Source organism: Actinomadura rubrisoli (assembly GCF_004349215.1).
Taxonomy (GTDB): Bacteria; Actinomycetota; Actinomycetes; order Streptosporangiales; family Streptosporangiaceae; genus Spirillospora; species Spirillospora rubrisoli.
Map to the genome: position 1 here is coordinate 16698 of NZ_SMKU01000095.1, position 10755 is coordinate 27452.

Annotated in this window: 11 protein-coding genes; 5 read left to right on the forward strand and 6 right to left on the reverse strand. The window is 73.7% G+C overall.

Annotated elements, in window-relative coordinates:
- Nucleotides 1-54: 54 nt before the first annotated feature.
- A complete protein-coding gene (locus tag E1298_RS19315) occupies nt 55-1296 on the reverse strand; it encodes an arginine deiminase (protein WP_131895171.1) in 1242 nt (413 codons plus the stop codon).
- Between the two features lie 226 nt (nt 1297-1522).
- Here E1298_RS19315 and E1298_RS19320 point away from each other — a divergent pair, with 226 nt between their 5' ends.
- Genes E1298_RS19320 through E1298_RS19330 form a run of 3 tightly spaced genes read left to right on the forward strand, consistent with a single transcriptional unit; the run spans nt 1523 to nt 4203 of the window.
- The gene (locus E1298_RS19320) at nt 1523-2449 is read left to right on the forward strand and encodes an ABC transporter ATP-binding protein (protein ID WP_131895173.1); all 927 of its coding nucleotides are present in this window, start codon (nt 1523-1525) and stop codon (nt 2447-2449) included.
- Complete coding sequence (locus E1298_RS19325) at nt 2446-3261, forward strand: ABC transporter permease (RefSeq protein WP_131895175.1); 816 nt, start codon at nt 2446-2448, stop codon at nt 3259-3261. Before E1298_RS19320 ends, E1298_RS19325 begins: the two co-directional genes overlap by 4 nt.
- A 3-nt stretch (nt 3262-3264) precedes the next feature.
- The gene (locus tag E1298_RS19330) at nt 3265-4203 is read left to right on the forward strand and encodes an EamA family transporter (RefSeq protein ID WP_131895177.1); all 939 of its coding nucleotides are present in this window, start codon (nt 3265-3267) and stop codon (nt 4201-4203) included.
- Nucleotides 4204-4222: 19 nt separating this feature from the next.
- Here E1298_RS19330 and E1298_RS19335 read toward each other — a convergent pair whose 3' ends face one another.
- From E1298_RS19335 to E1298_RS48225, 5 genes are all read right to left on the reverse strand, one after another.
- Nucleotides 4223-4738, reverse strand: coding sequence for a S26 family signal peptidase (locus E1298_RS19335; RefSeq protein WP_207944731.1), 516 nt, complete (start codon nt 4736-4738; stop codon nt 4223-4225).
- Entirely contained in the window at nt 4735-6567 is a 1833-nt protein-coding gene (locus E1298_RS19340; protein WP_131895179.1) for an ABC transporter ATP-binding protein, read from the reverse strand. Before E1298_RS19340 ends, E1298_RS19335 begins: the two co-directional genes overlap by 4 nt.
- Nucleotides 6564-7079, reverse strand: a complete 516-nt coding sequence (locus E1298_RS19345; RefSeq protein WP_131895181.1) for a peroxiredoxin family protein — start codon at nt 7077-7079, stop codon at nt 6564-6566. The genes E1298_RS19340 and E1298_RS19345 overlap by 4 nt, the downstream gene beginning before the upstream one ends.
- Nucleotides 7079-7594: a MauE/DoxX family redox-associated membrane protein gene (locus E1298_RS19350; protein WP_131895183.1), complete on the reverse strand. Its 516-nt coding sequence runs from the start codon at nt 7592-7594 to the stop codon at nt 7079-7081. The genes E1298_RS19345 and E1298_RS19350 overlap by 1 nt, the downstream gene beginning before the upstream one ends.
- A 69-nt stretch (nt 7595-7663) precedes the next feature.
- Nucleotides 7664-7825, reverse strand: coding sequence for a hypothetical protein (locus E1298_RS48225; protein WP_165975549.1), 162 nt, complete (start codon nt 7823-7825; stop codon nt 7664-7666).
- A 285-nt stretch (nt 7826-8110) separates the two neighbouring features.
- On the opposite strand from E1298_RS48225, the gene prcB reads away from it, so the two are divergent.
- Entirely contained in the window at nt 8111-8950 is an 840-nt protein-coding gene (prcB, locus tag E1298_RS19355; RefSeq protein ID WP_131895195.1) for a proteasome subunit beta, read from the forward strand.
- A 39-nt stretch (nt 8951-8989) separates the two neighbouring features.
- Nucleotides 8990-10714 (forward strand): DNA polymerase/3'-5' exonuclease PolX, encoded by a 1725-nt coding sequence (gene polX, locus E1298_RS19360; RefSeq protein ID WP_131895185.1) that lies wholly within the window; start codon nt 8990-8992, stop codon nt 10712-10714.
- Nucleotides 10715-10755 lie beyond the last annotated feature (41 nt).

Consider the following 10755-nt stretch of genomic DNA (forward strand, 5'->3'; position numbering starts at 1 on the left):
CGGTCTCCCGATCGCTTCTGGTCGGACGAGTGGGCGTCGTGCGGCCGGACCCCGTCAGGCGTCCCGCTCCAGGGGGCAGCTCATGCAGCGCGGGCCGCCGCGCCCGCGGCCGAGCTCGCTGCCGCGGATGGGGATGACCTCCACGCCGTTGCGGCCCAGGTGGTTGTTGCTGGTCGCGTTCCGCTCGTAGGCGACGACCACGCCCGGCTCGATCGCCAGGACGTTGGAGCCGTCGTCCCACTGCTCGCGCTCGGCGGAGAACACGTCCTGCGTGGGCGTCAGGACCTTGACGTCGCCGCCGCCGAGCGCGGCGGCGATCGCCCGGTACATGTCCTCCGGAGCGTGATCGGTGATCTTCAGCTCCTTCTCGGTGTCGCCGGGCTCGACCGTGTGGGACGGGAGCGGGCCCAGGCCCGCGTACGTGGTGAACACGCCGTGGTCGACCATCGTCATGACGGTGTCCAGGTGCATGAACGCCCGCTTCCGCGGCATCCGCAGCGCCACGATCCGCTCGCAGCGCCCGGCGGCGAACAGCGACTGCGCCAGCATCTCGACCGCCTGCGGCTGGGTGCGCTCGCTCATCCCGACCAGGACGGCGCCGTTGCCGATCACCAGGACGTCGCCGCCCTCGATCGTGGCGGGCGCCATCGCGGTGCCGGGGCTCCAGACGTGGAACCCTCCCGTGTCCGGGCTGCCGTAGCCGTCCGCGAACAGCGGGTGCCACCGGTAGATCGCCTCCATGTTCACCGTCTCGCGCGCCCTGGCCTTCTTGCGCATGGCGTTGATCGAGACGCCGTCGTAGATCCAGCAGGAGGTGTCGCGGGTGAACATGTGGTTGGGCAGCGGCGGCAGGACGAAGCCGTCCAGGTCCAGCGAGTGGAACGCGAGGGACGCCGGCTCGGGCATCCGCTCCAGCATCTCCCGCTTGGTGATGCCGCCGATGAGGAACGACGCCAGCTCCCGCACGTCCATCGCGTCGAAGCAGTTGCGGATGGCGTCGGTCGCCAGCGGCCCGTACCAGTGCGGGTCGACCGCGAAGTCCAGGATGTGCTTGCGGGCCTCGGGGATCCCGACCGTCTCGTGGAGCAGGTCGAGCAGCAGGTGCACCTCAACGCCGTGCGAGCGCAGCACGTCCTGGAACTCCTCGTGCTCCTCCCCCGCCCGCTTCACCCACAGCACGTCGTCGAAGAGCAGGTCGGCGGCGTTGGACGGGGTGAGCCTCTTCAGCGACAGCTCCGGCCGGTGCAGCAGCACCCGGCGCAGCCGGCCGACCTCGGACCCGACGTGGAACGGCATTCCCGGCCTCCCGCCCATCCACGTCCCCCCGAACGCCATGAATCCTCAAGGCGGGAGCTACCCGGGGCCTGTGGGGCGAAACCAGCCCGGATCCGGGCGGCTCCCGGCCTCCGCACCCGCATTCCCGCTGATGAGGACGGCTTTACCGGACCGTTGCCGCCTCCCGTCCCGCGCACCGGCGGTGCCGGGCGCGGAGCTGTCGGAAGCCGGACCTAAACTCGTCTGCATGGCACCCCCCGGAGACGGCGCTGTCGAGCTGGACTCGCTCGTCAAGCGCTATGGCGCGGCGACGGCCGTGGACGGGCTGTCGCTCAGCGCCGCCCGGGGCGCCGTCACCGCGCTGCTCGGCCCCAACGGCGCCGGCAAGACCACCACGATCGAGATCTGCGAGGGCTTCCGGCGCGCCGACGCGGGCACCGTCCGGGTCCTCGGGCTCGACCCGGTCGCCGACGCGCGCGCGCTGAAGCCGAAGGTCGGGGTGATGCCGCAGTCGGGGGGCGTGCCCGCCACGGCGCGGGCCGGGGAGTTCCTGAACCTGGTCGCCTCGTTCCACTCCTCCCCGCTCCCCACCGGCGCGCTGCTGGCGCGGCTCGGCCTCACCGAGCACGCCCGCACCCCGTTCCGGCGGATGTCGGGCGGGCAGCAGCAGCGGCTCTCGCTGGCGGTCGCCGTGGTCGGACGGCCCGAGCTGGTCTTCCTGGACGAGCCCACCACCGGCCTCGACCCGCAGGCCAGGCACGCCACCTGGGAGCTGATCGGGGAACTGCGCGCCGCCGGGGCGTCGGTGGTGCTCACCACCCACCACATGGAGGAGGCCGAGCGGCTCGCCGACCGGGTCGTCATCGTCGACCACGGCGCGGTGGTGGCCGAGGGCACCCCGTCCGAGCTGACCGGCGCCGAGCGGCAGCTGCGCTTCCGCGCCCGCCCCGGCCTGGGCCTGGAGGAGCTGCTGACCGCGCTGCCCGCCGGGAGCGCCGCCAAGGAGTCGCCCGCCGGGCACTACCTGATCGAGGCCGACGTGCGCCCCGAGCTGCTGGCCACCGTCACCGCCTGGTGCGCCTCCCACGGCGTCCTGACCGAGGACCTGCGGATCGAGCGCCGCACGCTGGAGGACGTCTTCCTGGAGCTGACCGGGCGGGAGCTGCGTTCATGACCGCCTCTCCCTCCTCGCCCGCCCCGGCGGGCGCGGCCTCCCCGTCCGCCCCGCTGGACCTCACGCCGGCGCCGGGCGCCGTCCCGCTGCCGCGGATGGTCCTCTCCCAGGCCGCCTACGAGTTCCGCGCGCTGCTGCGCAACGGCGAGCAGCTCCTGCTGACGCTGATCATCCCGGTGGTGCTGCTGACGCTGTTCAGCGCCACGTCCCTGCTGGACCTCGGCTCCGGGCGCCGGGTCGACTTCCTCGCCCCGGGCGTCCTCGCGCTCGCGGTGATGTCCACCGCGTTCACCGGCCAGGCGATCGGCACCGGCTTCGAGCGCCGCTACGGAGTGCTCAAACGCCTCGGCGCCACCCCGCTGCCGCGCAGCGGCCTCATCGCCGCCAAGACCCTCACGGTGGTCGCGGTCGAGGCGCTTCAGGCCGCGGTGATCTGCGCCGTGGCGCTGGCGCTCGGCTGGCACCCGCACGGCGGCCCCGCCCCGGTGATCGTCCTGCTGCTGCTCGGCACCGCCGCGTTCAGCGGGTTCGGGCTGCTCATGGCCGGGACGCTGCGCGCCGAGGCGACCCTCGCCGCCGCCAACCTGGTGTACATCCTGCTGCTGGTCCTCGGCGGCGTCGTCTTCCCCCTTGGCACGTTCCCCGGCGGGGTCCGGGCCGCCCTGGAGCTGCTGCCCGTCTCGGCGCTCGCCGACGGGCTCCGGCAGGTCCTGCGGGACGGCGCCGCTTTCCCGGGTGAACCGCTGCTCGTCCTCGCCGTGTGGTCCGTCGCGGGGCTCGTCCTCGCCACCCGATTCTTCAAGTGGGAGTAACGCGTGGCACTCACTGAGGCGCCCGGCCCGCCCCTCGGCGGCGCGACCCGGGCGGTGGGGCGCGCGCGGCTGCTGTCGCTCGGCTCCGTGCCGCCGCCCGCGCTGATCCTGCTCGGGATCGTCTCCGTCCAGATCGGGGCGGGCATCGCCAAGCACCTGTTCGACCGGCTGCCGCCGAGCGCCGTCGTCACCATGCGGCTGCTCACCTCGGCGATCGTGCTGGGGTTCCTGGCCCGCAAGGCGCTGCGCACCGTCCTGCGCGACCACTCCCGCCGGAGCCTCGCCATCGCGACCGGGTTCGGGCTGGCGCTGGCGCTGATGAACTTCTCGTTCTACCAGTCGTTCTCGCGGATCCCGCTGGGGGTCGCGGTGACGATCGAGTTCCTCGGGCCGTTGATGGTCTCCATCGTCGCGTCCCGGCGCCCCCGCGACCTGCTCTGGGCCGTCCTGGCGGGGGCGGGGGTGGTCATGCTCGCCAGGGGCGGCGGCGACATCGACCCCGTCGGCATCGCCTTCGCCCTGCTCGCCGGGGCCTGCTGGGCGGCCTACATCCTGCTCACCGCCGCGACCGGCCAGCGGTTCTCCGGCTCCACGGGCCTGGCCTTCGCCAGCGTCGTCGGGACGATCGCGATCCTGCCGGTCGGCGTGGCGTCCGGCGGGACGGCCCTGCTCGACCCGGAGCTGCTGCTCATCGGCCTCGCCGTCGGCCTGCTGTCGTCGGTGATCCCCTACTCGCTGGAGCTGGAGGCGCTGCGGCGGATGCCCGCCCGCGTCTTCGGGATCCTGATGAGCCTGGAGCCCGCCGTGGCGGCGCTGGTCGGCGTGACGATCCTCGGCGAGGTCCTCACCGGGCGGCAGTGGGTCGCGATCGGCTGCGTGATCGTCGCGTGCGCGGGCGCCACCCGGGGCCAGAAGGAACCGCTTGAGGCGCCCGAAGCCTGAGCGCCGGAAACGCTGAGCGTCAGAGGCGCAGGCGGCGGACGGCGACGCCCACGCACCCGCCCGGCCGGACGAAGCCGTACTCGCGCGAGTCCCAGCTCGCGGACGGGTTGTCGCCGAGCACGACCAGCGACCCGGGCGGGACCACCTCGTCCGGGACCTCGCGCAGCGCCGGGACGGCGTCCCTCGGGACGGGGTCCCCCGGGACCGCCACCGCACGCTTGACCAGCAGCCTGCCGCCGGGCGGCGGCGCGGCGGCGGGCACCACGGGCAGCGCCGCCGCCTCCTCCTCCGTGAGCTCGGCGCCGGCGGGCTCACGGTCGCCGAGGGGCGGGTCCGGTGCCCGCACCACGACGATCCGGCCGGCGCGGACGCGGTCCGTCCTGCGGACGAGCAGCCGGTCCCCGGCGCGCAGCGTCGGCTCCATGCTGCGCCCGTTCACGGTCGTCACCAGGAGGTTCCGGCGGATCCAGAGGGCGCCGAGCGCCACGGCGGCGAGCCCCGCCGACACGCCCGCGGATATGCGGGCCGCCCTCACCGCGTCGCCTCCTGGTAGCCGGCGGCCTGGAGCCGGAAGAGCCGGGCGTACGCGCCGTCCGCCGCGAGGAGCGTGGCGTGGGTGCCGCGCTCGGCGATCCGGCCGCCCTCCAGGACCGCGATGAGGTCGGCGTCGCGGACGGCGTTGAGCCGGTGCGAGATGAGCAGGCTCGTCCGGCCCGCCCGGTACTCCCGCATCCGGGTGTGCACCTCGTGCTCGGCCTCCGGGTCCAAGCCCGAGCTGGGCTCGTCCAGGATCATGAGGTCCCGGCCGTCCCGGACGAACGCGCGCGCCAAGGCCAGGCGCTGCCACTGCCCGCCGGACAGGACCACACCGGTGTCCGGGTTGTCCTTGTCCGCCTCGCTGAAGAACATGCGGGTCAGCAGGGTGTCGTAGCCGCGCGGCAGCCCGGCCAGCTTGCCGTGGACCCCGGCCCGCCGGGCGGCGTCCCGGATGCGCTCGGGATCGTCCAGGGCGGTGATGTCGCCGAGGGCGATGTTCTCGGCGGCGGTCATGTCGTAGTGCATGTGCTCTTGGAAGACCGCGCTGATACGGTCGCGCAGCCGTTCGGGCGGGATGTCGCGCAGGTCCACGCCGTCCCACAGGATCTGCCCGCGGGTCGGGTCGTACATGCGGCACAGCAGCTTCACCAGGGTGCTCTTGCCTGCGCCGTTCAGGCCGACGAGCGCGACGGACCGGCCGTCCGGGATCAGCAGGTCGATGCCGCTGAGCACCCATGGGTGGTCGTCGCTGTAGCGGAACCACACGTCCCGCAGTTCGATGCCCTCGCGCAGCGGCGGCGCGTCCCCGGCGGCGGCGCGCGGCAGGTCGGGTCCGGCCCGGACGACGGCGGCGTAGTGGGTGAACGCGAGCAGCCGCCTGTGCATGGTGGCGATGGCCGAGACGAGCGTGTCGAGCGCCGCCTGCACCCCGGCCACGGCCGCGACGAACATGGCGACGTCGCCGACGCTGAGCGTGCCCTTCCGGGCTGACGTGACCGCCCACCACAGGCCGGCGCCCGCGACGACGGCGCTCATCGTGGTCAGGCCGCCCTGCGTGGTCAGTTCTCTGCGGTCCATGCGGCGCTCGGCCTCGTTCGCGCGGAGTCGCTCGGTCATCATGCGCGCGCGCAGGAACGTCCCTATGCCGAACAGCCGGATCTCCGTCGCGGCTTGGACGCCGGTGAGAAGGCGGCTGTAGAAGAACTCCCGCCGGTGCGTCTGCTCGTTCTCCCACTGGACGGCCGCGCGCCGCCGCGACAGCAGCAGCTCGGCGACCAGCGCGGGCAGGGCGGACAGCAGGACGAGCCCGGTCATGGACGGGCTGAGCACCAGCAGCGAGCCGACGAACCCGGCCAGGGAAAGCGTGCCCTGGAGGGTCCCGCTGACGCCTTCGACCAGCTCCGCGGTGCTCCCGGCGCCCTCTTGGCCCAGCCTGAGGCGGTCCAGGAACGCCGGGTCCTCGAAGCGCCGCAGCCCCACCTGGGCCTCGGTGGCGGCGAACAGCCGGTCGGTCGCGGCGACCCCGGCGGCGCGTCCGGTCTGGGCGCTCAGGTAGCGGGCGATCGGGGGCATGGCCGCGGCGGCCAGCCCGGCGGCGGCCAGCCCCACGGCGAGGCCGCCGACCGAGCCGTGCGGGGACGCCAGCCGGTCGATCACCAGCTTGGTCAGCCAGGCGGTGACGATCGGCGCCCCCGCCGCGGCCAGGGTCACCAGCAGATGCCCGGCGACTCCGCCGGGGGCCGCGCGGACCGTCAGCGCCAGGGCCTCGGCCGCCGCCGTCGCGGACTCCCGGAGGCCGAACCGCCGGGACGGGCCGGGCCCGGTCATGCGCGTGATTCGAGGGGCAGGTCCTCCAGGCGCCCGCCCGCCGCCACCACGCTCTGGTCGTCGCCGATCAGGTACAGCGCGGGCGTCCAGTCGTTCTTGAACGCCATGGCCACCGGCCCGTCGAAGTCCTCCACGACCACCCGCGCCACCGGCGCCAGGGCGGCGACGAGCTCGGCGTCGTCCCCGCCGACGACCGCGAGGACGCCGTCCCGTCCCACGGCCCGGGCGTGCTCGGCGAAACGGGGGGCCAGGGCGTGGCACGGGTCGCAGCCCGCCGAGAAGAAGCCGACCAGGCCGGTGAGGTCCTCGCTGGAGACCGGCTCGTCCGCGGTGGTCATCGTCATGAACCCCGCGGGCCGCGAACCCGGCCCGAGGGCGACCGGGGGACCGGCGTGCGGCGCGGTCGGCGCCTTCTCCCCGGCCCTGAGCCGGCGGACGAGGGCGAGGGTGAGCATCAGGTTGACGACGCTGATCAGGCCGACGAGCACGACGGCGGCGGTCAGATAGGGCATCAGGGGCTCCCCACGAGCAGGTCGGCGATGTCGTCGAAGGAGACGATCAGGATCGCGGCCACCGCGCCCGCGGCGGCGGCGATGACGGCGCCCGCGGCGGTGGGCGGCGTGCCGGGCAGCGCGAGCCCGGACGCGGCGGCGGCCAGCAGCAGGCCGTTGCGGACCAGGTGCCGCCGCCCGAGCGGCGCGCCGCCGGAGCCGAAGCAGCGGCACGACACGCGCGGCCGCCCGGCGGCCAGGCCCCGTCCGATGGCGAGGGTGAACGCGGCCAGGAGCGCGCACGCCAGGACGAGCCCGGCCATCCGGGTCCAGGGCGCGGCCACGGCGGCCGGGACGAGGGCCTCCAGCACGATGACGAGGACGGCCAAGGGCCGGGCGGGCACCGTCCCAGGGCGCGAGGGCAACAGGCCCGGCAGAGATACGGCGAACCCGTCCAGGTCCCGCGCCTTGGCGGCCGCCGAGACGGCGAAGACGAGCCCGACGAGGCAGGCGCACGCCACGTGCACGTACTCCACAGCCGCTCCTCTCCGGAAGGGACGGGCGGCGGCCCGCGCCGCCGCCCGCGTCGACCTCGGGTCAGGAGATCAGCACCTCTTGCCGGTCGGGACGGTGTGGCACCCCTCGTCCAGGCAGCACTGGCGGAGGTACTGCTTGTGGTTCTTGCAGAAGTAGTAGTTGCTGCACCCGGCGTCGGCGGTGGCCTTGCCGGCGATCCGTGCGAGCAGGCGGTCGGCGAGACGCGACATGGTGTCTCCTCTCCGGCCGGGGTTCCGGCCGATGCGATTACGAAGATCATTGGAACGTTTTCGTTTTCGGCGCAAGGCCCAAGATCATTTAAATCGGAAACCCCGCGAACCCCCAGGTCGGGCGGTATTGGACGTCCCGCAAGCCGGTCCGCCGGAAGCCCTTAATGATCAAGGATTCCTAGATCACCTACCGGTACGGTCGTGAGCCCGCGCACGAGTGGCGACGGGCCTCGGCGGCGTGCGAGGATCGACGTGGACGTCAGCACCGAGCGCAGAGGAGCCGCCGTGATCGGCCGGACCGAGGACCAGGGAATCCCGCCCGAGTTCTTCGAGGCGGGATCGGCGTCGTTCGTCGACTTCCTGCGCCTCCACTCCCCCGACCTGCTGCCCGTCAACCGGGTGCCGGACGGCGGGACGGTCCCGGACCTGCCGCACGGCACCACCGTCCTGGCGCTGACCTTCCCGGGCGGGGTGATGATGGCCGGCGACCGGCGCGCCACACAGGGCAACCGCATCGCCTACCGCGAGCTCGACAAGGTGCAGCGCGCCGACGAGTACTCCGCCGTGGCGTTCGCTGGCACCGTCGGGCTGGCGCTGGAGATGGTGCGCCTCTTCCAGGTCGAACTGGAGCACTACGAGAAGATGGAGACCGTCCCGCTGTCGCTGCCCGGCAAGGCCCGGCGGCTCGGCGCGGTGATCCAGGCCAACCTCGCCCAGGCCCTCCAGGGCCTCGCGGTCGTCCCGCTGTTCGCCGGGTACGAGCCCGACACCGGCACCAGCCGGATCTACACCTACGACATCACCGGCGCCCCGCAGGAGGCCCGCGACTTCCACGCCGACGGCTCCGGCTCCCCCTACGCCCTGGGTGCCTTGAAGAAGCTCTACCGGCGCGACCTGTCGGTACAGGACGCCGCGACCGCCTGCGTCCAGGCCCTCTACGACGCCGCCGACGACGACACCGCCACCGGCGGGCCCGACGCCGTCCGGCGCATCTACCCCACGGTCGCGGTCGTCACCGAGGACGGCTACCGCGCCCTGCCCGACGACGAGGTCTCCGCGATCGCCGCCGAGGTGCTCGACGGCCGCCTCCGCCACCCGGGCGGCCCCCCGGCGCCGCTCCGCTGATCGCCGGAAGCGTCGGACCCGGCTCGTAGACTCGGCGGTATGGCACGGGCGAACGACGAGGCTGCGGCCCTCATCCAGGAACTGGCCGACCTGCTCTCGATCACGGGCGGCGACGCCTTCAAGATCAGGGCGTACGAGAAGGCCGCGCGGGCGATCGCGGGCCATCCGGACGACATCGCGGGGCTCGACCTCGCCGGGCTCCGCAAGATCCCGACGGTCGGCGAGGCCATCGCCAAGAAGGTCCTCGACTACAACACGACCGGCACGATCCGCCAGGTCGAGGAGCTGCGCCTGCAGATCCCCGCGGGCGTCCGGGCGCTCACCGAGATCCCCACCCTCGGCCCGAAGAAGGCCCTGGCCGTCTACGAGGAGCTCGGCATCTCCTCGGTCGACGAGCTGGCCACCGCCATCCAGGAGGGCCGGCTCCGCGGCCTCAAGGGGTTCGGCGCCAAGACCGAGGACAACATCGTCCGCGGCATCGAGCTGATGCGCAGCGCCGGCGAGCGCGTCCTGGTCGACGCCGCGGCGGGCGTCGCCGACGAGATCGTCGCCGCCCTCGCCGCCCTCCCCCAGGTCGAGCGCTGCGCCCACGCCGGGTCCCTGCGCCGCATGCGCGAGACGATCGGCGACGTCGACGTCCTCGCCGCCTCCCGCGACCCGCACCCCATCATGGAGGCGTTCACCGCGCTGCCCCTCGTCGCCGAGGTCATCGCCGGCGGCGACAAGAAGACCTCGATCCGCACCGCCAAGGGCCTCCAGGTCGACCTGCGCGTCGTCCCGCCCGAGTCGTGGGGCGCCGCGCTGCAGTACTTCACCGGCTCCCAGGCGCACAACATCCGCACCCGCGAGATCGCCGTGAAGGCCGGCCTCAAGCTCTCCGAGTACGGCCTGTTCCACGCCGAGTCCGGCGACCTGATCGTCTCCGCCACCGAGGAGGAGGTCTACGAGCGCCTCGGCCTGCCCTGGATCCACCCCGCCCTCCGCGAGGACGGCGGCGAGATCGAGGCCGCCCTCGCCGGCGACCTCCCCCGCCTCGTCACCGCCGAGGACCTCCGCGGCGACCTGCACAGCCACACCGACCTCACCGACGGCACCGCCCCGCTGGACGCCATGGTCGCCGCCGCGCACGCCCGCGGCCTGGAGTACTACGCGATCACCGACCACGCGCCCGACCTGTTCATGCAGCGCATGACCGACGACAAGATGCTCGCCCAGCGCGAGCAGGTCCGCGAGCTGCAAGGCGAATACCCCGGCATGACGCTGCTGCACGGCACCGAGCTGAACATCGGCCCCGACGGCGAGGTCGACTGGGACGCCGACTTCCTCTCCGGCTTCGACGTCTGCGTCGCCTCCGTCCACTCCCACTTCACCCAGGACCAGGCCGCCATGACCCGCCGCCTCGTCCGGGCCTGCGAGAACCCGCACGTCCACGTCATCGGGCACCCCACCGCCCGCAGCATCGGCAGGCGCCCCCCGGTCGACGCCGACTGGGACGAGGTCTTCCGCGCCGCCGCCCGCACCGGCACCGCCATGGAGGTCGACTCCTTCCCCGACCGCCTCGACCTGCCCGCCGACCTGATCCGCCGCGCCAAGCGCCTCGGCGTCGTCTTCGCGATCGACACCGACGCCCACTCCGTCGGCCACCACCGCAACATCCGCTACGGCGTGGGCACCGCCCAGCGCGGCTGGCTGACCCCGGACGACGTCATCAACACCTGGCCCCTGGACCGCCTCCGCACCTTCCTCGCCAAGCGAACCACGTAGCCCCTGTCTCATATACACACCTGACGCTGCCGACGATAAGG

What these genes read in the sequence shown, in the direction of transcription:
- E1298_RS19320 (WP_131895173.1), top strand. Translation starts at nt 1,523, where the DNA reads ATGGCACCCCCCGGAGACGGCGCTGTCGAGCTGGACTCGCTCGTCAAG.
- E1298_RS19315 (WP_131895171.1), bottom strand. Translation starts at nt 1,296, where the DNA reads ATGCCGTTCCACGTCGGGTCCGAGGTCGGCCGGCTGCGCCGGGTGCTG.
- E1298_RS19345 (WP_131895181.1), bottom strand. Translation starts at nt 7,079, where the DNA reads ATGCCCTATCTGACCGCCGCCGTCGTGCTCGTCGGCCTGATCAGCGTC.
- polX (WP_131895185.1), top strand. Translation starts at nt 8,990, where the DNA reads ATGGCACGGGCGAACGACGAGGCTGCGGCCCTCATCCAGGAACTGGCC.
- E1298_RS48225 (WP_165975549.1), bottom strand. Translation starts at nt 7,825, where the DNA reads ATGTCGCGTCTCGCCGACCGCCTGCTCGCACGGATCGCCGGCAAGGCC.
- E1298_RS19340 (WP_131895179.1), bottom strand. Translation starts at nt 6,567, where the DNA reads ATGACCGGGCCCGGCCCGTCCCGGCGGTTCGGCCTCCGGGAGTCCGCG.
- E1298_RS19325 (WP_131895175.1), top strand. Translation starts at nt 2,446, where the DNA reads ATGACCGCCTCTCCCTCCTCGCCCGCCCCGGCGGGCGCGGCCTCCCCG.